This window comes from Pseudarthrobacter sp. NPDC058362 (assembly GCF_042723515.1).
Taxonomy (GTDB): Bacteria; Actinomycetota; Actinomycetes; order Actinomycetales; family Micrococcaceae; genus Arthrobacter.
Genome location: NZ_JBHXIW010000003.1, coordinates 323,259 through 347,921 on the forward strand (window position 1 = coordinate 323,259; position 24,663 = coordinate 347,921).

Below are 24,663 nucleotides of genomic sequence, written 5' to 3' on the forward strand. Positions count from 1 at the left end.
CGGAGCGTGAACACGAATACCGCTACGGCGCTGGACCCCCGCAGGGTCCAGCGCCGTACCGTTTTAATCCTCAGCGCCGCCCAACTGCTCAGCGGAATCGGAAACGGGGCAAGCCTCTCCGTGGGCTCCCTCCTGGCCGTCCAGCTCTCGGGGTCCAACGCCTGGGCCGGTGCTGTCACCACCGTGATGACACTCGCCACGGCGGTGGCCGCCATGCCGCTGGCCGGGCTGGCAGAACGGCGCGGCAGGCGGGCCGGCCTCGCCACCGGCGTGCTGTCCGGGATGGCCGGAGCCATCCTGGTCGTCGCAGCCACCGTGACGGGACTCTTCATCCTGCTGCTCGCCGGAGCGGCCCTGCTGGGGCTGGGCACCGCCGCCAACCTGCAGGCCCGCTTCGCAGCCGTGGATCTCGCGGAACCGGAAAAGCGCGGCCGCTCACTCGCCGTCGTCGTCTGGGCCGTCACGGCGGGCGCCGTGGCGGGTCCCAACCTGATCCGCCCGGGCGCCGTCGTGGGGGAGGCGCTGGGCCTGCCGGGCATCGCCGGGCCGTTCATTTTCTCCGCAGCAGGGCTGGGCCTCGCAGCACTCCTCCTGCTCGTGGGCCTGCGGCCGGATCCGTTGCTGCACGCCCTCGCGCTTCGCGGGGAAGCCGCGCGCCCGCCCGGCCGGCAGCGGGGCGTGCTGAAACGCGGCCTCGCCGCAGTCCGGTCTTCACCGTCTGCCAGGCTGGCGATGCTGGCCGTGGTGACGGCGCACGCCGCCATGGCCGCCGTCATGTCGATGACGCCCCTGCACCTCCAGCTGCTGACCGAAGGCCCCCTCCACCCAGGCGCCGGCCACGCGCATGCGGCCAGCACTGACGTCTTCGTCCTGATCGGGTTCACCATCTCGCTGCACATCGCCGGAATGTACGCCCTGTCCCCGGTGATGGGGTGGCTCACGGACAGGGCCGGGCGGCTCCCGACCCTCGTGCTGGGTCACGGACTGATCCTGGCGGCCGCCCTGACGGCCGGGCTCGGAGCGGGCCGTCCAGAGCTGGTTACCGTGGGGCTGGTGCTGCTGGGCCTCGGCTGGTCGGCGGCGACCATTGCCGGTTCGACCCTCCTCGCGGAAAGCGTCGCTCCGGGCGACCGGGTACTGGCCCAGGGTGTCTCGGATACGCTGATGAGCGGCGCCGGTGCTGTCGGTGCCGGGATGTCCGGCCTGATCCTGAGCTGGGTCGGCTACCCCGGGCTGAACGCCGGCGCAGCCGCGCTGGCCGCGGTGGTGCTGGGCGCCATCGTGCTCACGGGCCGCCGCGGCCCCGCCCCGGCGTCAGCTGCCGGCTGAGCGGGCCATTCCGAGCAGCCTGGCAAAGATGGCTTCGCCGTCGTCGGCGATGCCGTCGTGGTGGAAGTCCCCGGTTTCCCAGACCTGAAGACCCTTGATCCTCGCCGCTGTCTCCAGCGACAGCTTCCGGTCCACATAGATATCGTCGGCGTAGACGGCAGCGGCTGCCGGCACGGTGTTGGCCGCCAGCCGGTCCAGGTCGTACAGGTTCATCCAGTCCTGCTTCGCCGCCAGCAGTTGGGCCACGCCGGCTAGCGGTGCCAGCGCCGGATCCTGGCGGAAGTACCACGGGTAGACCATTTCACCGGTGAGGAGGAGTGGTTCGGCTTCCGGCCGGAACTCCGGGAATTCTTCCAGGACCCGCCACGCCGCCCAGTCGGTGGCCTGGCCCTGGGCGTAGATGGATTCGTGCATGAGCGCATACAGCGGGTTGGACCGGCGCGACACCAGGCCCTGGACCTGGTCAAGGAACGCGTCCGAAAGCCGTGGCCCGGTCACCGAATCAGTGAAGGCGTCCTCCAGGAGGCTGTGCAGGCTGTCCACCCTCGTGTTGCCGCCCAGCAGCGCGCCGACCATCTGGAACCGCTCTACGGTGAGGGGGCTGCCGTCGGGCAGCACTTCGAGGGTGCCGCGCAGGTGCCGGGCAATGCGCTCGACGGTCGTCCGGTCTTCCGGGTACCAACTGAAATACTCGGCGTTGCGGGCGGCGACGCGCTGGAACGTTGCCCGGTAGACGTCGTCGGCCGGTCCGGTAAGCGGCGGCAGGCCACCGGTGACCAGTGCCTCTTTCAGCCCCTCCGGAGCAAAGGAAAGGTACGTCAAAGCACAGAAGCCGCCATAGCTTTGGCCGTAAACGGTCCACGGGCCGGACCCGAGCGCCTGCCGGATAAGTTCGGCGTCCGCCACGATCGAATCGGCGCGGAAATGTTCCAGGTAGGCCGCCTGCTCTTGGTCCCCACCGCGCAGCGGCAGCGTGTGCCGGTCGGCAGGAGTGGACAGTCCGGTTCCGCGCTGGTCCAGCATCAGGATGCGAAACTCCCGGGCAGCGGCCTTCGCCCAGCCGCCCAGCGAACCCCAGCGGTTTCCGCGCCCACCGGGGCCGCCCTGCAGGTAAAGCAGCCACGGCAGCCGCTCGGCTTCCGCGGGGCTGTGCTCAGCAGACACGTATTCGCGGGCGAAGACCGTAATGGTTTCGCCGCCGGCCGGGTCAGCTGCGAAATGGTCCAGGGGCGCCTGGACCTCGTGCTCCACGGTCCGCATGCCGCGGAAGGCGTGGCAGGCCCGGACCCGGTGTCCGTTCTCAGCCATGCGAGCCGGCGCCGACGGGGCTGCCGAACTGTGACAGCGCGTCCCCGGTCAGCCGGAAGGTGGACCACCCGTCCATGGGCCGCGCGCCGAGGCTGCGGTAGAAGTTGATGGACGGCTCGTTCCAGTCCAGCACGCTCCATTCCACCCGGGCGTAGCCGTTCTCGACGGCGGTGACGGCAAGGTGCTGCAGCAGCGCCTTGCCGTGGCCTTCGCCGCGTGCCTCCGGGCTAACGTAGAGGTCCTCCAGGTAGATCCCGTGCGTGCCCTCCCAGGTGGAGTAATTCAGGAACCAGAGCGCGAAGCCCTGCACTTCGCCCGCAGCGTTTTCCGCCATGGTGGCGAAGACGCGCGGGTTCTCGCCGAACAGCACCCTGTGCAGCATTTCAGGTGTGTTGCGGACGGCGTCCGGCTCCTTCTCATAACGCGCCAGCTCGTGGATCATGCGGAGGATGGCGGGGACATCGTGGGGCGTTGCGGGGCGGATGGCACTCATTCCCCGAGCTTACCAACGCGGAGGCGCTCAGAGGCGGTTGACGTCCGTCACCCTCACCACTGCGGTGCCCGTCTCGTCGGAGGCCGCGAGGTCCACCTCCGCGGAAATTCCCCAGTCGTGGTCACCGGCGGGGTCGTCGAAGATCTGCCGCACCTTCCAGATGCCCGGTTCTTCGGTGATGATCAGCAGGCCGGGCCCGCGCGCGGCCGGTCCGGTGCCGATGTCGTCGTGGTCGTCGAAGTAGGCGTCCAGCGCGTCCTCCCAGCGCTCGGCGTCCCATCCGGAGGCGCCGTCCAGCTCGCCCAGGGCTGAGGCGTCCTCATCCGCGAACAGTTCCACGCGGCGGAACATCTCGTTGCGCACCATCACCCGGAACGCCCGGATGTTTGAGGTGAGCGACGGCGGCGGAGGCGGCGGCGCATCGTGCGGCGTGGGTGCCGCTCCGGACGCCAGTTCCTCCCACTCGTCCAGGAGGCTCGAATCCACCTGCCGTACCAATTCACCCAACCAGGCCGTGAGATCCTCCAGATCTTCGCGCAGCATGTCCTGGGGGACCGTCTGCCGGAGCGCCCGGAACGCATCCGCCAGGTACCGCAGCACGATGCCCTCGGAGCGCGCCAGTCCGTAGAACTGGACGAACTCGCCGAAGTTCATGGCGCGTTCGTACATGTCACGGACCACTGACTTGGGCGCCAGTTCGAAGTCGCCCACCCAGGGGGCGGCCTTCCGGTACACCTCGAACGCCTCGCCCAGCAGCTCCGCCAGGGGCTGCGGGTAGGTCACCTCGTCCAGCATGGCCATCCGCTGGTCGTACTCGATGCCGTCCGCCTTCATGGCCGCCACCGCCTCGCCGCGGGCTTTCTTCTGCTGGGCGGAGAGGATCTGGCGGGGTTTCTCCAGGGTCGCCTCGATCACGGACACCACGTCCAGGGCGTACGACGGCGACTCCGGGTCCAGGAGCTCAAGCGCGGCCAGGGCAAACGGCGAGAGCGGCTGGTTCAGGGCGAAGTTCGGCTGCAGGTGGACGGTCAACCGGACGGTGCGCCCGTCCGGGCCCTGCTCATTCGCCGGGATCCGCTCCACCACCTCGGCGGCCAGCAGTTCGCGGTAGATGCCGAGGGCCTTCTTCATCAGGCGGAGCTGGGATGGCCGGTTTTCGTGGTTTTCGGTGAGGAGCCGCCGTGCGGCGGCGAAGGGGTCGCCCGGGCGTTCCATCAGGTTCATCAGCATGGCGTGGGTTACCGTGAAGCTGGACGCCAACGGGTCCGGAATCGACTCCACCAGCCGCTTGAACGTGGGCTCGCCCCAGGAAACGAATCCTTCCGGCGGTTTCTTTTTCACTACTTGGCGCAGCTTCTTCTGGTCGTCGCCGAACTTGGCCACTGCCTTGGCCATGGCCCGGACGTTCTCGGTGACGTGCTCCGGCGCCTGGACCACCACGGTCCCGGCGGTGTCGTAGCCCGCCCGGCCGGCCCGGCCCGCAATTTGGTGGAACTCACGGGAGTTGAGCAGCCGGGTGCGTACGCCGTCGTACTTGCTCAGTGCTGTGAGGAGGACGGTGCGGATGGGCACGTTAATCCCCACGCCCAGCGTGTCCGTGCCGCAGATGACCTTCAGCAGCCCTGCCTGCGCGAGCTGTTCCACCAGCCGGCGGTACTTGGGCAGCATCCCGGCATGGTGGACGCCGATACCGTGGCGGACCAGCCGGTTGAGCGTTTTGCCGAAGCCTGCGGCGAACCGGAAGCCCGCGATCAGTTCAGCGATCCGGTCCTTTTCCTCCCGCGTGCACACGTTGATGCTCATCAGGTTTTGAGCGCGGTCGATCGCTTCGACCTGGCTGAAGTGCACCACATATACCGGAACCTGCCGGGTGGAGAGCAGTTCCTCGAGCGTCTCGTGGACGGGGGTCTCGTGGTAGTAGTAATGCAGCGGAATAGGGCGTTCGGCGGAGCTCACCGTGGTGGTGGCGCGGCCGGTCAGCGAGGTGAGGCCCTCCTCGAATCGGCTCACATCGCCCAAGGTGGCGGACATCAGCAGAAACTGGGCCTGCGGCAGTTCCAGGAGCGGTACCTGCCACGCCCAGCCCCGCTGGGGGTCGGAGTAGAAGTGGAACTCGTCCATGATGACCGTGCCAAGGCTGGCGGCTGCGCCTTCCCTCAGGGCGGTATTGGCCAGGATTTCGGCCGTGCAGCAGATGATCGGCGCGTCCTGGTTGACGCCGGAATCGCCGGTGATCATGCCGACATTTTCTGCCCCGAAGGTCTCGCAGAGGGCGAAGAATTTCTCCGAGACCAGGGCCTTGATGGGCGCGGTATAGTAGCTCCGCTCACCGCGCGCCATGGCCTGGAAGTGGGCCGCGGTGGCCACCAGCGACTTCCCCGATCCCGTGGGGGTTGCCAGGATGACGTTCGCCCCGGTCGCCAGCTCCATAATGGCTTCGTCCTGCGCCGGATAGAGCGTGATACCGCGGCTTTCAGTCCATTCAACGAACCCTGTATACAGCAGGTCGGGGTCGACGGCAGCCGTCGGGTTTGGGGCAGACGGTCGGGGCAGCTGGTCAACGAGTTTCATTGGTTTCCAGCTTAGTGCCCTGCCGCAGTCCCGGATCCTTTCGGGACCGCGCTAGGCTACGCGGTAGCCGACGCATCGACTCACCGTGGAGACAGCCGTGAAATGGGATCCAGCCAAGTATGTCCAGTTCGGCGGGCACCGTGACCGGCCGTTCTTCGACCTCACGGCCAGGATCGGGGCCGCGCGGCCGGGGCTGGTGGTCGACCTGGGCTGCGGGCCGGGCAACCTGACGTCCTCGCTGGCGGAACGCTGGCCGGAGGCGGACGTCGTCGGCGTGGACTCGTCGGCAGACATGCTGGACCGTGCAGCGCCGCTGTCCAGGCAGTTTCCATCATTGCGTTTCGAACTGCGGGACATTGCCGCTTGGGAGCCCGCGCCCGGAACGGACGTGGTGGTCAGCAACGCTGCGCTGCAGTGGGTGCCCGGTCACCAGGACCTGATGCGGCGCTGGCTGTCCCAATTGGCTCCCGGATCGTGGTTCGCACTCCAGGTGCCCGGCAATTTCGACGCCCCGTCCCACGTGCTGATGCGTGAACTGGCGGCGTCGGCCGGATGGGCTCCACGGCTTGACGGCGTGCTGAGGGGAGGGGATTCTGCGGGCAACGCCGCGGACTATCTTGGCATCCTCCTTGACGCGGGGTTCGAAGCCGATGCCTGGGAGACCACCTACCAGCAGGTTCTGCCAGGACCGGATCCAGTGCTCCAGTGGGTGCGGGGAACTGCGCTTCGCCCTGTCCTCGCAGCACTGTCCGCCGAGGAATCGGCCCGGTTCGAGGACGAGTACTCAGCCGCCCTGAGGTCCGCGTATCCTGCGACCCGGCACGGCACGGTGTTTCCGTTCCGGCGCGTCTTTGCCGTCGGCCGGAAAATGGGTTCGATCCATTCGTTGGATGATCTTGACAGCCGCAGTAATGTGGTGTGACGGCTGGCAAGACGTGATCCGGCCAACAATAGCCGTCCGGCCGTGCCAGGGTGTCACCGCCCGACCTGGCCACCCCCGGGACCCCCGCACCCAAGTGGAGGCACCTTGCTGATCGGGTTGATGGGGCGGATGCTCGAGGGCCAGAAGCTCCCAGTGGCCTCCATCGTGCTGCTGCAGCTCGTGCAGGCGGCGGCGAACCTGATGCTGCCTACGGTCAATGCGGCGATCATCGATGACGGCATCGTTGCAGGAAATGCCGCTGTCATCTCCCGGCTTGGCCTGGTCATGGCCGCCGTTGCCGCGCTGCAGGCAGCAGCAGCCATAGGGGCAGGATACTTCGCTGCCGTGGTGGCCATGCGGATCGGGCACCGCCTGCGGGCGGAGACTTTCGCACGGATCCAGACACTTTCCAGCCAGGACATCGCTGCCTTCGGCACCCACAGCCTCACCACGCGGGCTACCAATGATGCGCAACAGATCCAGGCGTTCGCTGTGCTCGCCTTCACCATGCTGGTGGCCGGTCCAGCCATGGGGGTGGGCGGAACCGTTCTGGCCCTGCAACAGGATGTGGCCCTGTCCGGAGTGGTCATCGTCATTGTTCCCGTCCTCATGCTGGTGATGTACGGGATCGTGCGCCGCCTCGTCCCGCTTTACCGCGAGGGGCAGGAGCTGCTGGACCGGGCGGGTGGGATCCTCCGGGAACAAATCATCGGGGCACAGGCCATTCGGGCCTTTGTCCGCCAGGACCATGAAATCCGCCGTTTCGGCCGGACCAACAGCAGCCTCACGGCGAACAACCTGCAGTCCGCGCTGCTTGTTGCCGGGATGCTGCCGCTCATCATGCTGGTGGTCAACCTGTCCTCCGTTGCCGTGGTGTGGTTCGGAGGCCACCTGATCCAGGCGGGCGACATGAACATCGGGGCCCTGACGGCCTTCATTTCCTACATCCTGCAGATCCTGCTGGCCATCATGATGTCTATGTACGTGCTCATGTCCGCGCCGCGGGCATCAGTCAGCGCCGAGCGTATAGAAGCGGTGCTGGCTGCAAAATCTTCAGTCCGCGACGTCCCGCTGCAGGCCAGGGACCGGCCGCACGGCGAGATGTCGCCGACAGCAGCCGAGGGTCTCCTGGAATTTCATGACGTGGGCTTTTCGTATCCCGGCGCGGAGGTACCCGTGCTGGCAGACATCAGTTTCGCTGCGGTACCGGGGACCACCACGGCAATCGTTGGTTCCACCGGCAGCGGCAAGTCCACACTGTTGAACCTGGTCCCGCGTTTCCTGGACTCCACCCACGGGCGGATCAAACTGGGCGGAACGGACATCAGGGAACTACCGCTGGATGCCCTGAGGGCGTCCATGTCGCTCGTTCCCCAGCACGCCCACCTCTTTACCGGCACCATTGCGGACAACCTGAGGATGGCGGCACCCAGAGCCACCGACAGCGAGCTGTGGCATGCCCTCGAAACAGCCCAGACGATGCGTTTCATGGCACACCTGCCGCTCGGGCTGGAGACGCCGGTGGGCCAGGGCGGAACCAATCTCTCCGGCGGTCAGCGGCAGCGCCTCTGCGTTGCCCGTGCGCTGCTGCGCCCTGCGCCCCTGTTCCTGTTCGATGACAGCTTTTCCGCGTTGGACTATGACACGGACACGAGGCTCCGGGATGCGCTCGGCGCGGCACTTGCTGCCGCGGCCGTGGTGGTGGTGGCCGAACGTATTTCGGCAGTGCGGAACGCCGACAGGATCCTGGTGCTCGACGACGGGCGCATCGTCGCCCAGGGTACCCACGCGGAGTTGCTGCAGATGTCGTCCACATACCGCGAGATCGCGGACTCGCAACTCGCGCTGGGCGGCCAGCAGTGAAGCGACGGCCACCCAGGGAAACTGCCACCCCGGACACGGACGCTGCCTTTTGGGCCACCGCCGGAAGGCTCCTGGGGCTGCTGGCGCCATACCGCCGCTACATGGTTGGGGCAGTGATTGCCACCTGTGTGTTCTCCGGCCTGAACGTCGCAGCACCGAAATACCTGGGCGACGCCACCGACGTCGTGGTGGCCGGCGTACTGCGGGTCGGCCTCGATGAGGGGCGGCTGGGGCTGCTGCTGGTCCTCGTGGCGTCGATGTATATCCTGGCGTCGCTGTTCAACTGGGTCCAGGGTGTCCTGACGGCCAGGTCCGTCCAGGGCCTCATGCACGGACTCCGCGGCGCCCTGGAAGAGAAGCTGCACCGCCTCCCGTCCACGTACTTCCAGGGAACGTCCCGGGGGGATGTGCTCAGCAGGGCCACCAACGACGTGGACAACATCGCCCAGGCGCTGAACCAGCTGCTGACCCAACTCATTATGTCCGTGCTCATGCTCAGCGGTTCGCTGGCGATGATGCTGTGGATTTCACCGCTCCTCGCGGTTATCGCCCTGGCTACGGTGCCTGTGTCCACCCTCATCACTGTCCTGGTGACGCGCAGGTCCCAGGCCAACTACGCCAGGCAGTGGAAGGAAACCGGAGAGCTCAACTCGCACGTTGAGGAATTCGTCACCGGCCACGAGGTCATCAAGGCGTTTGGGCAGCAGGGGCGGGCAGCAGGGGTTTTCGCCCGCAGCAACGACCGGCTGGAATGGGCGGCCGCGCGGGCGCAGTTCTCCGCCGGAATGGTCCAGCCCCTCATGGCGCTGGTGTCCAACCTGAACTACATAGCCGTGGCCGTGGTGGGTGCTTTCCAGGTTATGGCAGGCGCCATGACCATCGGCGGCATCCAGGCTTTCATCCAGTTCAGCCGGCTCTTTACCCAGCCTGTGGGCCAGATTGGCGGCATGCTGAGCCTGATCCAGTCCTGCGTGGCATCCGCGGCGCGGGTGTTTGCCCTCCTCGACGCCGGCGAAGATCCGGGCGAGCGCCAAGGCGACGAAGCCGTTCCGGCAGACGGGCGCATCGTGTTCGAGGACGTAACATTTGCCTACGCGGGCGCAGGTCCCGCTGTAGCCAACCTCTCCTTCACGGCAGAGCCCGGACAGAGCGTAGCAATTGTGGGCCATACCGGTGCGGGCAAGTCCACGGTGGTGAACCTCCTGCTGCGCTTCTGTGAGCCGGACTCCGGCCGCATCACCCTCGGCGGGGTGGAGTTGGGCGCGATTGCGAGGGACAGGCTTCGGGCCAGGTTCGGCGTGGTCCTCCAGGACACGTGGCTGTTCGGCGGGACCATCCGCGACAATATCGCGTACGGGAATCCGGAGGCGCCGGAAGAGGCCATCATGGCGGCCGCCGAAGCCAGCCATGTGGACCGCTTCGTGCGCTCCCTGCCGGACGGCTATGCCACCGTGCTCGAGAACGGCGGCGACCCCCTGAGCGAGGGCCAGCGGCAGTTGATCAGCATTGCCCGGGCCCAGCTGGCCAGGCGCGACATCCTGGTCCTGGACGAGGCAACAAGCTCGGTCGACTCCCGGACCGAGCTCCTGATCAGGCAGGCGATGGAACGGCTGCTCCGCGGCAGGACCAGCCTGGTCATCGCCCACCGTTTGTCCACGGTCCGCAACGCTGATCTAATTCTGGTCATGGACCACGGACGCATCGTTGAGCAGGGAACCCACCAGGGACTCCTCGCTGCCAACGGCTATTACACCAGGCTCTACAACGCGCAGTTCACATCTCGGAAGGACCGCGCGGTAGCGCTGGAGGCCGGATCGTGAACGCCGCCAGGACCGCCGCCCAGGATTTTCCGGGATCATGGCGGCCCAATCCCACCAGTACCGTGGCGCTGTTTGAGCAGCTGCGCCTGCAGCTCATCCATCTGGTGGACAGGGGCACTCTGCCGCCCGGGACCCGCCTGCCGGCGGTGCGGGCGCTGGCGGAGGAACTGGAGGTCGCCCCGCATACCGTGGCCCGGGCCTACAAGGAACTGGAAGCAGCGGGGGTCGTGGCCACGCGCGGCCGGAACGGCACCGTCGTCTGCCCGCGGGACGAGCGGCTGGGCGGGCTGTCCGCGGCCGCCGCCGACTATGCAGCAGCTGCCAGGGCGCAGGGCGCCACCTTCGCGGAGGCAGTCCAGCTACTGGCCGCGGCGTACGACGCCGGCCAGTAGGGACGTGAGGTTGTCCTGCGTGGAGGTTCGAAGAAATTTTCGATTAGCATAGTGGGGTGCCTAAAGCCCTAGCTGAAGAAACCGCCGCCCCTTCCGTTCTTTCCGCCGGATCGGATGTTGTACCGCACCGCCCGGACCTGTCCCGGCTGGTGGTCAAGGGAGCACGCGAACACAACCTCCGGAACGTGGACCTTGACCTGCCCCGCGACGCCATGATCGTCTTCACCGGGCTGTCCGGTTCCGGCAAGTCCTCCCTGGCTTTCGACACCATCTTCGCCGAGGGCCAGCGCCGCTACGTGGAATCACTCTCCGCTTATGCACGCCAGTTCCTGGGACAGGTGGACAAACCCGACGTTGACTTCATCGAGGGCCTGTCCCCGGCAGTCTCCATCGACCAGAAGTCCACCAGCAAAAACCCCCGGTCCACGGTGGGAACCATAACCGAAATTTACGACTACATGCGCCTGCTTTGGGCCCGCGTGGGGCGTCCGCACTGCCCAGAGTGCGGTGAGCCGGTCACCAAGCAGACTCCCCAGCAGATTGTGGACCAGCTTCTGGAGCTGGACGAAGGAACCCGCTTCCAGGTCCTCGCGCCGGTCGTCCGGGGCCGCAAGGGCGAGTTCGTGGACCTGTTCAAGGAACTGACGGCCAAGGGCTACTCGCGCGCCCGGGTGGACGGCGACCTCATCCAGCTCAGCGACCCGCCCAAGCTGGGCAAGCAGTTCAAGCACACCATCGAAGTAGTGGTTGACCGGCTCGTGGTGAAGGAAGGCATCAGGCAGCGTCTGACGGACTCGATTGAGACGGCTCTGGGACTGGCCGAAGGGCGCGTACTGGCGGACTTCGTCGACCTGGAAGCGGACGCCGCGGGCAAGATCAGGGCCTTCTCCGAAAACCTGGCATGTCCTAACGAGCATCCCCTCGCGATCGACGAGATCGAACCCCGGTCCTTTTCGTTCAACAACCCCTTCGGTGCCTGCGCAGCCTGCAGCGGCATCGGAACGCGACTGGAAGTCGACGAGGAACTCATCGTTCCCAACCCCGAGCTGTCGCTGTCCGAAGGTGCCATCGCGCCCTGGTCGCTCGGCACTGCCACCACGGAATACTGGAACCGGCTCCTCGAAGGGCTGGCCTCCGAATTGGGCTTCTCCATGGACACCCCGTGGGAACAGCTGGGCAGGGACGTCCGCCAGACCGTCCTGCACGGCAAGGACCATAAAGTGGTGGTGCAGTACCGGAACCGCTTCGGCCGCGAACGCAAATACAGCACCGGGTTTGAAGGCGCCATCCAGTACGTGCACCGCAAGCACGGCGAAACGGACTCGGACTGGGCCCGTGACCGCTACGAGGAATTCATGCGGCAGGTTCCGTGCCCCGCATGCAACGGCGCCAGGCTGAACCCGGCGTCACTCTCGGTCCTGATCAACGGCAAGTCCATCGCCGAGGTGGCCGCGCTTCCCATGCGGGACTGCGCAGCCTTCCTGAACAATCTTGTACTGACGGGCCGCGAGGCCCAGATCGCGCACCAGGTCCTCAAGGAGATCCAGGCCCGTCTCACCTTCCTCCTGGACGTGGGACTCGAATACCTTAACCTGGAGCGGCCCTCGGCCACCCTGTCCGGCGGCGAAGCCCAGCGGATCCGGCTTGCCACCCAGATCGGCTCCGGCCTGGTGGGCGTGCTCTATGTGCTGGACGAACCCTCCATCGGGCTCCACCAGCGGGACAACCGCCGCCTCATCGACACCCTCACCCGGCTGCGGGACATGGGCAACACTCTCATCGTCGTGGAACATGACGAGGACACCATCCAGGTTGCCGACTGGATTGTGGACATCGGACCGGGCGCAGGGGAGCACGGCGGCCAAGTGGTCCACTCGGGTTCCTACCCGGCCCTGCTGGAAAACAAGGCTTCGCTGACGGGCGATTACCTTGCCGGACGCAAGAAAATCGACGTCCCGGCCAAGCGCCGCAAGTACGACAAGAAGCGCGAGATCAAGGTGGTCGGCGCCCGGGAAAACAATTTGCTGAACGTGGATGCCGCGTTCCCGCTGGGGCTGTTCACGGCCGTGACCGGCGTCAGCGGCTCCGGCAAGTCCACGCTGGTCAACGAAATCCTCTATAAGGTCCTGGCGAACAAGCTCAACGGCGCCAAGCAGGTGGCCGGCCGGCACAAGACGGTCCAGGGGCTGGAACACCTGGACAAGGTGGTCCACGTGGACCAGAGCCCCATCGGCCGTACGCCGCGCTCCAACCCGGCAACCTACACCGGGGTCTTCGACAACATCCGCAAGCTATTCGCGGAGACCACCGAGGCCAAAGTGCGCGGCTACCTTCCCGGCCGCTTTTCGTTCAATGTCAAGGGCGGCCGTTGCGAGGCCTGTTCCGGTGACGGAACACTGAAGATCGAGATGAACTTCCTGCCGGATGTCTACGTCCCGTGCGAGGTGTGCCACGGTGCGCGCTACAACCGCGAGACGCTTGAGGTGCACTACAAGGGCAAGACCATTGCCGATGTCCTCAACATGCCCATCGAGGAAGCAGCGGAGTTTTTCGCTGCGTTCACTCCGATCGCCCGGCATCTCCGGACGCTGGTAGACGTCGGACTCGGCTACGTGCGCCTGGGCCAGCCCGCCACCACGCTCTCCGGCGGTGAAGCGCAGCGCGTCAAGCTGGCCTCGGAGCTCCAAAAACGTTCCAACGGCCGCAGCATCTACGTGCTGGACGAGCCCACTACCGGCCTGCACTTCGAGGACATCCGCAAGCTCCTCCTGGTGCTCCAGGGCCTGGTGGACAAAGGCAACACGGTCATCACCATCGAGCACAACCTCGACGTCATCAAGAGCGCGGACTGGATTGTGGACCTTGGCCCGGACGGCGGGTCCGGCGGCGGCCAGATCGTGTCTTCCGGGACTCCGGAGCAGGTCGCCAAGTCCACCACCAGCCACACGGCCCGGTTCCTCGCCGAAATCCTGGGGTAGCCTGCAGGCCCGGTACTCGAATATTCCTTAACGGGAATGCGAGTTTCGGGCTTGTGTGCTCTCATGAGAAACTAACCCGGTGACTCAAACAACAGTGCCCGTGATCTTTGACCTGGACGGCACTCTTGTCGACCCGGCCGGTGGGATAACAGGGGGCATCTCCGCAGCCCTGGCAGAAGCCGGACTTCCCGTACCTGCGCCGGAACTGCTGGAGGCCATGATCGGCCCCAAGCTCAGTGACTCGCTGTTGAATGTCGCCAAAGTCCCGGCGGACAGGCTGGGGGACGTCGTGCGCCGCTACCGTAGCCACTACGCCGCCACCGGAATGGCGCAAAGCCGCCTTTACCCCGGCATCAGGGATGTGCTGGAGTCTTTTGCCGCAGCCGGACGGCCGCTGGCGGTCGCCACCCAGAAACCCCAGGGCCTGGCCCGCAAGCTGCTGGCCCTGCACGGGATTGACGGGTTCTTCCGTGGCATCCATGGGGCGCCCGACGACGAAACCGCCGTCGAAGGCGTTCCCGTCGGTAAGACGGCTATCATCGCTGCCGCGCTCCGGGGCCTGGACACCCAGCACGCCGTCATGGTGGGGGACCGTGCCCAGGACGTGGACGGCGCGGTCGCGAATGGACTCGACTGCATTGGCGTCGCCTGGGGATTTGCGCCCGAAGGTGAGCTGGAGGCGGCCGGCGCTGTCGCCGTCGTCGATACCCCCGCAGCCCTCCTGGAAGCCGTTGGCCGGCTTCACGCCATCCACACCGCGGCCATGAGCGAGGTGACCAACGATGGAAATGTTTGATGCCGTCCGCTGGAGCACTCGAAACCTGATTGCCGGCACCTGCCGGCCCACCGTTGTGGGACTTGAAAACGTCCCAACGCAAGGCCCCTTCATCGTTGCGCCGAACCACCTTTCCTTTTTCGACAGCGTGATAGTCCAGGCCCTGATGCCCCGGCCTGTCGCCTTCTTTGCCAAGGCCGAGTACTTCACCACCGGGGGACTCAAAGGCAGGGCCATGAAAGCGTTCTTTGAGTCCGTCGGTTCCATCCCGGTGGAGCGTGGGGAGCAGGCCGCCAGCGTGCAGGCCCTGAAGACACTCCTGGACATCCTGGAGGCGGGAAAGGGCATCGGAATCTATCCGGAAGGGACCCGCTCCCGGGACGGCATCCTCTACCGCGGCCGGACCGGCGTTGGCTGGCTGGCGCTGACCACCGGCGCGCCAGTGGTTCCGGTCGGACTGATCGGTACCGAAAAACTCCAGCGCGCGGGCGAGAAGGGCGTCCGCCCGCAGCACTTCACCATGAAGGTCGGAGAGCCGCTCTACTTCGACAAGACCGGCCCGGACCATTCGCTGCCGGCACGCCGCGAAGTAACGGACCGGATCATGGATGCCATCGCTGCCCTCAGCGGCCAGGAACGGTCCACCAGCTACAACCAGAGCAAGACCGCGGAGTAGGCCAACTGCGAACGCCGGCCGGGCGCCGCCCGCCGGCTCAGTAGAATGGATAAGTGGCAAATCCAGCAAGTTACCGTCCCCGGACCGGTGAAATTCCCACCAACCCGGGGGTGTATCGGTTCCGGGACCCGCACGGCCGCGTCATTTACGTGGGTAAGGCCAAGAGCCTCCGGTCGCGGCTGAACTCCTACTTCGCCAACCCCGCAGGCCTGATGCCCAAGACCCACGCCATGGTGCATGCCGCCAGCAGCGTGGAGTGGACCGTGGTGGGCAGCGAGCTCGAATCGCTGCAGCTGGAATACACCTGGATCAAGGAATTCAAGCCACGCTTCAATGTGGTGTTCCGGGACGACAAAACGTACCCCTATCTCGCCGTGACCATGGGCGAGAAGTACCCCCGCGTCCAGGTGATGCGCGGCGACCGCCGCAAGGGGACGCGGTACTTCGGTCCCTACACTGCCGGGGCGATCCGGGAAACCATGGACACGCTCCTGCGGGTCTTCCCGGTCCGGAGCTGCAGCGCCGGTGTCTTCAAGCGGGCCGAGGCCAGTGGCCGCCCCTGTCTGCTGGGTTACATCGACAAGTGCTCGGCGCCGTGCGTGGGACGCATTTCGCCGGAGGACCACCGGGCCCTGGCCGACGACTTTTGCGCCTTCATGGGCGGCGAGGCAAAGAGGTTCATTGCCAAGCTGGAAAAACAGATGGGCGAGGCGGTGGCGAGGCTTGACTATGAAAGCGCCGCTCGGATCCGTGACGACATCACCGCCATGCGGAAGGTGTTCGAACGCAACGCCGTGGTGCTCGCCGAGGATACGGACGCGGACATCTTTGCCCTGCACGAGGACGAGCTTGAGGCTGCCGTGCAGGTGTTCCATGTCCGTGGCGGCCGGGTCCGCGGCCAGCGCGGCTGGGTGGTGGAAAAGGTTGAGGACTCCAGCACACCGGACCTGGTGGAGCACCTGCTCCAGCAGGTCTACGGCGAAGACGGCGACACGGAGGGCCGGCTCCCCCGCGAGGTCCTGGTCCCCGTAGAACCAAGCAACGCCGAAGAACTGGCCCGCTGGCTCGGCGGGCTGCGCGGTGCGAAAGTGGACATCCGGGTGCCCCGCCGTGGCGACAAGGCAACGTTGATGGGGACTGTCCGGGAAAACGCCGAACATGCCCTGAAGCTGCACAAGACGCGCCGTGCGGGCGACCTCACGGTCAGGTCGCAGGCGCTGCAGGAGCTCCAGGAGGCCCTGGACCTGCCGGTGGCCCTCCTCCGGATCGAGTGCTTCGACGTCTCGCATGTGCAGGGAACCAACGTGGTGGCGTCCATGGTGGTGGTGGAGGACGGGCTCCCCAAAAAGGCGGACTACCGCAAATTCTCCATCTCAGGGGCTGCCGCCGCTGATGACACCGCCGCCATGCGGGACGTCCTGACGCGCCGGTTCCGGCACTACCTGCAGGACAAGACCGCCCAGGTGGACGGGTCGGCTGCTGAGGCCGGGGAGGCGTCACCCGGGGCGACCGGTGCCGCGCTGGACACCACCACTCCCGCCCCCAAGGCAAAGTTCGCCTACCCGCCCAACCTGGTCGTGGTGGATGGCGGCAAGCCGCAGGTGAACGCTGCCGCCCGGGCCCTGGCTGACCTGGGCATCGACGACGTCTACGTGGTGGGACTGGCCAAACGGCTGGAAGAAGTATGGCTGCCGGACAGCGACTTCCCGGTCATCCTGCCCCGGTCCTCCCAGGGGCTCTACCTCCTCCAGCGCATCCGCGACGAAGCCCACCGGTTCGCCATCTCGTTCCACCGGCAGAAGCGGGGCAAGGCCATGACCGTGTCCGCGCTGGACAGCGTGCCCGGGCTCGGCGCAGCCAAACGCAAGGCCCTCCTGGCGCACTTTGGATCCGTCAAGGGCGTCAAGGCTGCTTCGGCCGAGGAGCTCGCCATGGCCAAGGGGATCGGTCCGGCGCTGGCGGGAGCGATCGTCAGCCACTTCGCGGCCTCAGACATGGAGGCTCCGGCCGCGCCCGCCATCAACATGACCACCGGCGAAATCATCGAAACTTAGCTAGGGTAAAGGACGGGGACCGCCGGTGCGGCCCACCGGCAGTACAACGAACGGAATCGGGGACTTGATGGCAGGCACAACGGCGGAATCCGGCGCAGGGCGGGACGGGATGGAACCCGTCAAGCCGCTGGAGGCGGAGCTGCTGGTGGTCACCGGGATGTCCGGGGCAGGCCGGAGCACCGCAGCGGATGCCCTGGAGGACCACGGCTGGTACGTCGTGGAAAACCTGCCCCCGCAGATGCTCGGCACCCTCGCCGAACTCGTTTCCCACGCGCCCCAGTCAATCCCGCGGCTTGCGGTGGTGGTGGACGTGCGCAGCAAGGGCCTGTTCGCCGACATCCGGGCTGCCCTGGGCGCGCTGGAGGCCAGCGGCATCACGTTCCGCGTGCTCTTCCTGGATGCCAGCGACAATGTGCTGGTCCGCCGCTTCGAGCAGGGCCGCCGGCCGCACCCGCTGCAGGGCGGCGGCAGGATCCTGGACGGAATTGCCGCCGAACGCGAGCTGCTCCAGGAACTCCGCGACAGCTCCGACGTCGTCATTGACACCTCCAGCTACAACGTCCATGGCCTGGCGACCGCCATCACCGAACTGTTCAGCGAGTCCGGCCCCGTTGCGCTGCGCATCAACGTCATGAGCTTCGGTTTCAAGTACGGATTGCCCGTGGACGCCAACTACGTGGCGGACGTCCGCTTCATTCCCAACCCGCACTGGGTGCCGCAGCTGCGTCCCCACACCGGCCTGGACAAGGAGGTCAGCGATTACGTCCTTGAGGCTGAGGGCGTCAAGAGCTTCGTTGACCGCTATGTGATGGCGCTGGAGCCGGTGCTGGACGGCTACCGCAGGGAGAATAAGCATTACGCCACCATCGCGGTCGGCTGCACCGGCGGCAAACACCGCTCCGTGGCGGTAGCCATGGAGATTTCGAAGAAGCTGGCACAGTTTCCCCGGGTCACCGTGACCACCACGCACCGGGACCTGGGCCGGGAATAATGGGGCTGTTTACCGGAGCCCTGCCCCTGGTGCCGGCTCCGGCCGCCGGCGTCGCCAGCCAGCAGGACAAGGGGCCCAACGTCGTGGCGCTTGGCGGCGGCCACGGCCTGTCGGCCTCCCTTTCGGCGCTGCGCCTGCTCACCTCAGAGCTGACGGCCATCGTCACGGTAGCGGACGACGGCGGTTCTTCCGGGCGCCTGCGCGAGGAGTACGGTGTCCTCCCGCCGGGGGATCTCCGGATGGCGCTGTCCGCCCTGTGCGACGACACCGACTGGGGCCGCACCTGGCGCGACGTCATGCAGCACCGGTTCCAGCCGGGCAAGGGCCCGGGCGGATCGCTGGACGAGCACGCCATGGGAAACCTGCTGATCGTGACCTTGTGGGAACTGCTGGGCGATGCGGTGGGCGGGCTCAAGTGGGCCGGTGCGCTGCTCGGAGCCCGGGGCCAGGTCCTGCCGATGTCCACTGTTCCCCTGACCATCGAGGGAGAGGCGCGCGTCACCGCCCCGGACGGCACCACTGCCCTGGAGACGGTCCGTGGCCAGGCCAAGTGCGCGGTGGCCGGATCGCTGGAGCACGTCAGGCTGCTTCCCGAGAATGCGCCCGCCTGCGTCGAGGCCCTGAGCGCCATTGAACTTGCGGACTGGGTCATCCTGGGCCCGGGGTCCTGGTACACCTCGGTCCTCCCGCACCTGCTGCTGCCCGAGATGCGCGAGGCGCTCTGCAGCACGGCGGCCAAACGCTGCCTGACGATGAACCTGGCCACGGACACCAGGGAAACCATGGGGATGTCCGCGGCGGACCACCTGCACGCGCTCCGCCGGTACGCTCCCGGCTTCAGCGTGGACGTGGTGCTGGCCGACCCCGCCTCGGTGCCGGACCGGGTGGAGTTCGAACGGGCGGCGGAGATGATCGGCGCAGAGGTTGTCTTGGGTAAAGTAGGGGCGTCGGGTCGCCGGCCCGTCCATGACCCCCTGCGTCTGGCCACGGCGTACCAGGACATATTCGGGAACAGTTAGGAAGGTGCCATGGCACTGACAGCATCAGTCAAGGAAGAACTGTCCCGGCTGGACATCAAGAAATCCTCCGTCCGCAAGGCCGAGGTCTCCGCCATGCTCCGGTTCGCCGGCGGCCTCCACATCATCTCCGGCCGGATCGTCATCGAGGCGGAGGTGGACCTGGCATCCACAGCCCGCCGGCTCCGCGCCGCCATCGCCGAGGTCTACGGGCATCAGAGCGAAATCATCGTGGTGTCAGCCGGCGGCCTGCGCCGCGCCAGCCGCTACGTGGTCCGCGTGGTGCGCGACGGCGAGGCGCTGGCCCGGCAGACCGGACTGCTCGACGGCAGGGGACGCCCCGTGCGGGGGCTGCCGTCCGCCGTCGTCAACGGATCAGCTGCGGACGCCGAAGCGGTGTGGCGGGGCGCCTTCCTGGCGCACGGCTCCCTCACGGAGCCCGGCCGCTCATCCTCTTTGGAAGTCACCTGCCCTGGCCCGGAGTCTGCACTTGCACTCGTGGGCGCCGCCCGCCGACTGGACATCCAGGCCAAGGCCCGGGAGGTCAGGGGCGTAGACCGCGTGGTCATCCGCGACGGGGACACGATTGCCGCCCTGCTGACCCGGATGGGCGCCCATGACGCGCTGATGGTGTGGGAGGAACGCCGCATGCGCAAGGAGGTCCGCGCGACAGCCAACCGCCTGGCGAACTTCGACGACGCCAACCTCCGCCGCTCCGCCCAGGCAGCCGTTGCGGCCGGAGCACGGGTGGAGCGTGCGTTGGAAATCCTTGGCGACGACGTCCCGGACCACCTGAAGTACGCTGGCGAGCTGCGCGTGGCGCATAAACAGGCCAGCCTGGACGAACTGGGCCGCCTCGCGGATCCGGTGATGACCAAGGACGCCATCGCCGGACGGATCCGCCGGCTGCTGGCTATGGCGGACAAACGCGCCATCGACCTGGGAATTCCCGGCACGGACGCCAATGTGACGCCGGAAATGCTGGACGAGTAGCAGGCCCATAGAATCGAAATAATTCCGGGCGCCTGACGTCCGGATGCACAATCCGAGAGACACCAGAAGGACCGGGAGGTCCACGATATTGGAGGATTTTGTGACCGAGTACGTTTTGCCCGAACTCAGCTACGACTACGCCGCCCTCGAACCGCACATCTCCGCGCGGATCATGGAGCTGCACCACAGCAAGCACCACGCCGCTTACGTCACCGGCGCCAACAACGCCTTGGCCCAGCTGGCAGAAGCGCGCGAGAAGGGCGACTTCGCTAACATCAACCGCCTCTCGAAGGACCTGGCCTTCCACACCGGCGGCCACGTGAACCACTCCGTGTTCTGGAACAACCTCTCCCCGGACGGCGGCGACAAGCCCGAAGGTGAACTTGCCGCAGCCATCGATGACGCCTTCGGTTCCTTCGACGCCTTCCGCGCCCAGTTCTCCGCCGCGGCCCTCGGCCTGCAGGGTTCCGGCTGGGGCTTCCTGGCCTACGAGCCCATCGGCGGCAACCTCGTCATCGAGCAGCTTTATGATCAGCAGGGCAACGTCGCGCTGGGCACCACCCCGCTGCTCATGCTGGACATGTGGGAGCACGCCTTCTACCTGGATTACGTGAACGTCAAAGCTGATTACGTCAAGGCTTTCTGGAACATCGTCAACTGGGCAGATGTCGCCAAGCGCTTCGATGCAGCACGCGCCAACGCCACGGGGCTCATTACCCTCCCGTAGTGACCCCGGCTACACATTCGTGTAACAAACTTCACATTCGGACTTAAAAGGGCCGCGATGTGGACCGTCCGCCCCCGCAGTTGCGGGGGCGGACCCGGTTAAACGTAAGATGGGTCACGGAAGGCGGTCAGCCTTCAGCAATGAGGCTGGTCGTCCTCCGGTATGTAAATCATCTCTGCCCAATGACGTGCGGGATCTGTTAGTAGGCTTTCTGGCCCGCTCAACTAGTAGTGCTTCCCGAAAGCACCAAGGAGACTGAAAAAGTGACGACCCGTATTGGTATCAACGGCTTTGGCCGCATTGGCCGCAACTACTTCCGCGCAGCACTCGCACAGGGCGCAGACCTGGAGATCGTTGCCGTCAACGACCTCACCAGCCCCGAAGCCCTCGCGCACCTCTTCAAGTACGACTCCGTGGGCGGCCGCCTGAAGGAAACCATCGAGGTCAAGGACGGCAACATCGTCGTCAATGGCAATGTCATCAAGGTCCTCGCCGAGCGCGATCCCGCCAACCTGCCCTGGGGCGAGTTGGGTGTCGACATCGTCATTGAGTCAACCGGCTTCTTCACCAAGGCCGCCGCTGCGCAGAAGCACATCGACGCCGGCGCCAAGAAGGTCCTCATCTCTGCCCCGGCCTCGGATGAAGACATCACCATCGTCATGGGCGTGAACCACAACCTGTACGACAACGCCACCCACCACATCATCTCCAACGCCTCCTGCACCACCAACTGCCTGGGGCCCCTGGCCAAGGTAGTGAATGATGAGTTCGGCATCGAGCGTGGCCTGATGACCACTGTGCACGCCTACACTGCGGACCAGAACCTCCAGGACGGCCCGCACAACGACCTCCGCCGCGCACGGGCCGCAGCCATCAACATGGTCCCCACCTCCACGGGTGCAGCCAAGGCCATCGGGCTGGTCCTGCCGGAGCTGAAGGGCAAGCTGGACGGCTACGCCATCCGCGTTCCCGTACCCACCGGCTCCGCCACGGACCTCACCGTCACCGTGTCCCGCGAGACCACCGTCGAGGAAGTCAACGCCGCGCTCAAGCGCGCCGCTGAGTCTGAGGAACTGCAGGGTTTCCTGACCTACACCGACGAGCCGATCGTTTCGTCGGACATCGTGGGCGACCCCGCGTCCTCGATTTTCGACTCCGGCCTGACCAAGGTGATCGGCAACCAGGTCAAGGTTGTTTCCTGGTATGACAACGAATGGGGCTACTCCAACCGCCTCGTTGACCTCACGGAGCTTGTCGCATCCAAGCTGGGCTAGGGTTAGACACATGACATCTCACACCCTCAACGAACTACTCGCTGAAGGTGTCCGCGGGCGGTACATTCTGGTTCGAAGTGACCTGAATGTGCCGCTCGACGGCTCTACAGTCACTGACGACGGCCGTATCAAGGCCTCCCTTCCAGTGCTGTCAAAGCTCACGGACGCCGGTGCCCGCGTGCTGGTAACAGCCCACCTCGGCCGCCCCAAGGGCGAGCCTGATGAAAAGTACTCCCTCAAGCCGGCCGTGGCGCGCCTGGCGGAGCTGGCCGGCTTCAAGGCCACCCTCGCCGGTGACACGGTGGGCAGCTCGGCCCGGGAAGCCGCGGCAGCGCTGCAGGACGGCGAAGCCCTCGTGCTGGAAAACGTGCGCTTCGACGCCCGCGAAACCAGCAAGGATGACGCCGAGCGCGGCGCCTTCGCCGATGAGCTCGTTGCACTCACCGGTGACAACGGCGCATTCGTGGACGATGCCTTCGGTGCGGTGCACCGCAAGCACGCATCCGTGTACGACGTCGCCACCCGGCTTCCGTCGTACCTGGGCGACCTGGTCCACACCGAGGTCGAGGTACTGCGCAAGCTCACCGCCGACACCCAGCGCCCCTACGTGGTAGTTCTGGGAGGTTCGAAGGTTTCAGACAAGCTGGCTGTCATTGACAACCTGATCGGCAAGGCCGACACCATCCTGGTGGGCGGCGGCATGTTGTTCACGTTCCTCGCGGCCGCCGGGCACAAGGTTGCCTCGAGCCTGCTCGAGGAAGACCAGATCCCCGTGGTTCAGGACTACCTCAAGCGCGCAGCGGACGCCGGCACTGACATCGTGGTGCCCACGGACGTTGTGGTGGCGGAGAAATTCGCAGCCGACGCCGCCCACGAAACCGTAGCCGCTGACGCCATCGAATCCAGCAGCTTCGGAGCAAGCGGCATTGGCCTCGACATCGGTCCGGATTCCGCTGCCGCCTTCGCAGAGCGGATCAAGGGCGCCAAGACCGTGTTCTGGAACGGACCGATGGGCGTCTTCGAATTCGAAGCCTTCGCCCACGGGACCCGGACCATTGCCCAGGCCCTGACCGAAACCGGTGCGTTCACGGTTGTCGGCGGCGGTGACTCTGCTGCGGCCGTGCGCACCCTCGGTTTCGCCGATGACCAGTTCGGCCACATCTCCACCGGAGGCGGGGCCAGCCTGGAATACCTTGAGGGCAAGGAACTGCCGGGACTGAGCGTCCTGGACCGCTAACGACTGTCCGGCAGCAGCCCGCCCGGCACAACATGCCGGGACTGTAATACCCTTTCGGCCGGCAGGTTGCCCCGCAGCCTGCCGGCCGGTCCCATACCCAAGACCTTTATGGAGCAAACGTGACTACGTCAACCAACGGCGCCTTCGACCGCAAGCCCTTCATCGCAGGCAACTGGAAAATGAACATGGACCACGTCCAGGGCATCACGCTGTTGCAGAAACTCGCCTGGACCCTGTCTGACGCCAAGCACGACTACAGCCGGGTCGAGGTGGCGGTGTTCCCGCCGTTCACCGACCTCCGCGGCGTACAGACCCTGGTGCAGGGCGACGACCTGGACATCGCCTATGGCGGCCAGGACCTGTCCCAGTTCGATTCCGGCGCTTATACCGGCGACATCTCCGGCCAGTTCCTTGCAAAGCTCGGCTGCAGCTACGTGCTGGTGGGCCACAGCGAACGCCGCACCATCCACCAGGAAACGGACGAGGTCCTCAACGCCAAAGTGAAGGCTGCTTTCCGCCACGGTGTCACGCCCGTGCTCTGCGTCGGCGAAGGCCTGGAAATCCGCCAGGCAGGCACCCACGTCGAGCACACCCTGGACCAGCTCCGCGCCGGCGTTGCGGGCCTCAGCAATGACCAGGCGGCCGAACTCGTGGTCGCCTACGAACCTGTCTGGGCCATAGGCACCGGTGAGGTCGCCGGGCCGGAAGACGCCCAGGAAATGTGCGCAGCCATCCGCGCCGAACTGGAATCCGCTTTCGGCGCCGACGTCGCTGCCAGGACCCGCCTGCTGTACGGCGGCTCGGTCAAGGCGGCCAACGCCGCCGCCATCCTCCGGGAGCGCGACGTGGACGGACTGCTCGTGGGCGGTGCCAGCCTTGACCCTGCCGAGTTTGCTAATATTGTCAGGTTCGAGAGCCACCTGGTCACGGACTAGTCCGAGCCCGCAACGCGCTCCCGCATTCCAACTCCTGAAAGGCCGTCGTGGACGTTCTTCAAGTTATCCTCCAGATCCTCCTGGGCATCACCAGCCTGCTGCTCACGCTGCTCATCCTCCTGCACAAGGGACGGGGCGGGGGACTCTCGGACATGTTCGGCGGCGGCATGAGCTCCGGACTGAGCTCCTCCGGAGTAGCCGAGCGGAACCTGAACAGGTTCACGGTCATCTTAGGCGTCACCTGGGGCCTGGTCATCATCGCGCTTGGCCTGATGATGCGCTTCGCGGGTGCCGGCGATTCATAATCGC

Annotated in this window: 20 protein-coding genes; 17 read left to right on the plus strand and 3 right to left on the minus strand. The window is 66.3% G+C overall.

Translation table 11 applies throughout. The annotated features are described in order from the left end of the window. Positions 1-6 precede the first annotated feature (6 nt). On the plus strand, positions 7-1,329 hold the full coding sequence (locus ACFWIX_RS09065) for an MFS transporter (protein WP_377215790.1): 1,323 nt from the start codon (positions 7-9) through the stop codon (positions 1,327-1,329). Here ACFWIX_RS09065 and ACFWIX_RS09070 read toward each other — a convergent pair. From ACFWIX_RS09070 to ACFWIX_RS09080, 3 genes are read right to left on the minus strand one after another with little or no spacing between them, the layout of a single operon-like run. After that, positions 1,315-2,637 (minus strand): alpha/beta fold hydrolase, encoded by a 1,323-nt coding sequence (locus ACFWIX_RS09070; protein ID WP_377215791.1) that lies wholly within the window; start codon positions 2,635-2,637, stop codon positions 1,315-1,317. The genes ACFWIX_RS09065 and ACFWIX_RS09070 overlap by 15 nt on opposite strands. After that, entirely contained in the window at positions 2,630-3,130 is a 501-nt protein-coding gene (locus ACFWIX_RS09075; protein WP_377215792.1) for a GNAT family N-acetyltransferase, read from the minus strand. Before ACFWIX_RS09075 ends, ACFWIX_RS09070 begins: the two co-directional genes overlap by 8 nt. Positions 3,131-3,157: 27 nt before the next feature. After that, positions 3,158-5,701: a DEAD/DEAH box helicase gene (locus ACFWIX_RS09080; protein WP_377215793.1), complete on the minus strand. Its 2,544-nt coding sequence runs from the start codon at positions 5,699-5,701 to the stop codon at positions 3,158-3,160. 97 nt (positions 5,702-5,798) lie between these two features. Between ACFWIX_RS09080 and ACFWIX_RS09085 the strand changes: the two genes are divergently transcribed. From ACFWIX_RS09085 to secG, 16 genes are all read left to right on the plus strand, one after another. Continuing rightward, entirely contained in the window at positions 5,799-6,623 is an 825-nt protein-coding gene (locus tag ACFWIX_RS09085; protein WP_377215794.1) for a trans-aconitate 2-methyltransferase, read from the plus strand. Positions 6,624-6,728: 105 nt separating this feature from the next. Next, positions 6,729-8,486: an ABC transporter ATP-binding protein gene (locus ACFWIX_RS09090; protein ID WP_377215795.1), complete on the plus strand. Its 1,758-nt coding sequence runs from the start codon at positions 6,729-6,731 to the stop codon at positions 8,484-8,486. A 101-nt stretch (positions 8,487-8,587) separates the two neighbouring features. Next, positions 8,588-10,306: an ABC transporter ATP-binding protein gene (locus tag ACFWIX_RS09095; protein ID WP_377215911.1), complete on the plus strand. Its 1,719-nt coding sequence runs from the start codon at positions 8,588-8,590 to the stop codon at positions 10,304-10,306. Then, a complete protein-coding gene (locus tag ACFWIX_RS09100; protein WP_377215796.1) occupies positions 10,303-10,698 on the plus strand; it encodes a GntR family transcriptional regulator in 396 nt (131 codons plus the stop codon). The genes ACFWIX_RS09095 and ACFWIX_RS09100 overlap by 4 nt, the downstream gene beginning before the upstream one ends. Positions 10,699-10,754: 56 nt before the next feature. Continuing rightward, positions 10,755-13,676, plus strand: coding sequence for an excinuclease ABC subunit UvrA (gene uvrA / locus ACFWIX_RS09105; protein WP_377215797.1), 2,922 nt, complete (start codon positions 10,755-10,757; stop codon positions 13,674-13,676). A gap of 79 nt (positions 13,677-13,755) precedes the next feature. Beyond that, positions 13,756-14,472, plus strand: a complete 717-nt coding sequence (locus tag ACFWIX_RS09110; protein ID WP_377215798.1) for an HAD hydrolase-like protein — start codon at positions 13,756-13,758, stop codon at positions 14,470-14,472. Next, positions 14,459-15,127 carry a lysophospholipid acyltransferase family protein gene (locus ACFWIX_RS09115; RefSeq protein WP_377215799.1) on the plus strand — a complete coding sequence of 223 codons (669 nt, stop codon included), beginning with the start codon at positions 14,459-14,461 and terminating at the stop codon, positions 15,125-15,127. The genes ACFWIX_RS09110 and ACFWIX_RS09115 overlap by 14 nt, the downstream gene beginning before the upstream one ends. A 53-nt stretch (positions 15,128-15,180) precedes the next feature. Continuing rightward, entirely contained in the window at positions 15,181-17,181 is a 2,001-nt protein-coding gene (uvrC, locus tag ACFWIX_RS09120; RefSeq protein WP_377215800.1) for an excinuclease ABC subunit UvrC, read from the plus strand. Positions 17,182-17,248: 67 nt separating this feature from the next. After that, positions 17,249-18,172, plus strand: a complete 924-nt coding sequence (gene rapZ, locus ACFWIX_RS09125; RefSeq protein WP_377215801.1) for an RNase adapter RapZ — start codon at positions 17,249-17,251, stop codon at positions 18,170-18,172. Then, positions 18,172-19,191: a uridine diphosphate-N-acetylglucosamine-binding protein YvcK gene (gene yvcK / locus ACFWIX_RS09130; RefSeq protein ID WP_377215802.1), complete on the plus strand. Its 1,020-nt coding sequence runs from the start codon at positions 18,172-18,174 to the stop codon at positions 19,189-19,191. Before rapZ ends, yvcK begins: the two co-directional genes overlap by 1 nt. 9 nt (positions 19,192-19,200) lie before the next feature. Next, on the plus strand, positions 19,201-20,181 hold the full coding sequence (whiA, locus tag ACFWIX_RS09135; RefSeq protein ID WP_377215803.1) for a DNA-binding protein WhiA: 981 nt from the start codon (positions 19,201-19,203) through the stop codon (positions 20,179-20,181). A 100-nt stretch (positions 20,182-20,281) separates the two neighbouring features. Further along, the gene (locus ACFWIX_RS09140; protein WP_377215804.1) at positions 20,282-20,908 is read left to right on the plus strand and encodes a superoxide dismutase; all 627 of its coding nucleotides are present in this window, start codon (positions 20,282-20,284) and stop codon (positions 20,906-20,908) included. A 263-nt stretch (positions 20,909-21,171) separates the two neighbouring features. Continuing rightward, positions 21,172-22,182: a type I glyceraldehyde-3-phosphate dehydrogenase gene (gap, locus tag ACFWIX_RS09145; RefSeq protein WP_377215805.1), complete on the plus strand. Its 1,011-nt coding sequence runs from the start codon at positions 21,172-21,174 to the stop codon at positions 22,180-22,182. A 10-nt stretch (positions 22,183-22,192) separates the two neighbouring features. After that, positions 22,193-23,419, plus strand: coding sequence for a phosphoglycerate kinase (locus ACFWIX_RS09150; protein ID WP_377215806.1), 1,227 nt, complete (start codon positions 22,193-22,195; stop codon positions 23,417-23,419). A 119-nt stretch (positions 23,420-23,538) separates the two neighbouring features. Next, positions 23,539-24,354, plus strand: a complete 816-nt coding sequence (gene tpiA / locus ACFWIX_RS09155) for a triose-phosphate isomerase (RefSeq protein WP_377215807.1) — start codon at positions 23,539-23,541, stop codon at positions 24,352-24,354. A gap of 47 nt (positions 24,355-24,401) precedes the next feature. Then, on the plus strand, positions 24,402-24,659 hold the full coding sequence (gene secG, locus ACFWIX_RS09160) for a preprotein translocase subunit SecG (RefSeq protein WP_377215808.1): 258 nt from the start codon (positions 24,402-24,404) through the stop codon (positions 24,657-24,659). Positions 24,660-24,663: the final 4 nt, after the last annotated feature.

Bases quoted from the DNA above. Each gene is read 5' to 3' on its own strand.
- ACFWIX_RS09095 (WP_377215911.1), top strand. From the start codon at position 8,588: ATGGTTGGGGCAGTGATTGCCACCTGTGTGTTCTCCGGCCTGAACGTC.
- ACFWIX_RS09070 (WP_377215791.1), bottom strand. From the start codon at position 2,637: ATGGCTGAGAACGGACACCGGGTCCGGGCCTGCCACGCCTTCCGCGGC.
- yvcK (WP_377215802.1), top strand. From the start codon at position 18,172: ATGGGGCTGTTTACCGGAGCCCTGCCCCTGGTGCCGGCTCCGGCCGCC.
- ACFWIX_RS09080 (WP_377215793.1), bottom strand. From the start codon at position 5,701: ATGAAACTCGTTGACCAGCTGCCCCGACCGTCTGCCCCAAACCCGACG.
- ACFWIX_RS09115 (WP_377215799.1), top strand. From the start codon at position 14,459: ATGGAAATGTTTGATGCCGTCCGCTGGAGCACTCGAAACCTGATTGCC.
- ACFWIX_RS09075 (WP_377215792.1), bottom strand. From the start codon at position 3,130: ATGAGTGCCATCCGCCCCGCAACGCCCCACGATGTCCCCGCCATCCTC.
- rapZ (WP_377215801.1), top strand. From the start codon at position 17,249: ATGGCAGGCACAACGGCGGAATCCGGCGCAGGGCGGGACGGGATGGAA.
- ACFWIX_RS09150 (WP_377215806.1), top strand. From the start codon at position 22,193: ATGACATCTCACACCCTCAACGAACTACTCGCTGAAGGTGTCCGCGGG.
- whiA (WP_377215803.1), top strand. From the start codon at position 19,201: ATGGCACTGACAGCATCAGTCAAGGAAGAACTGTCCCGGCTGGACATC.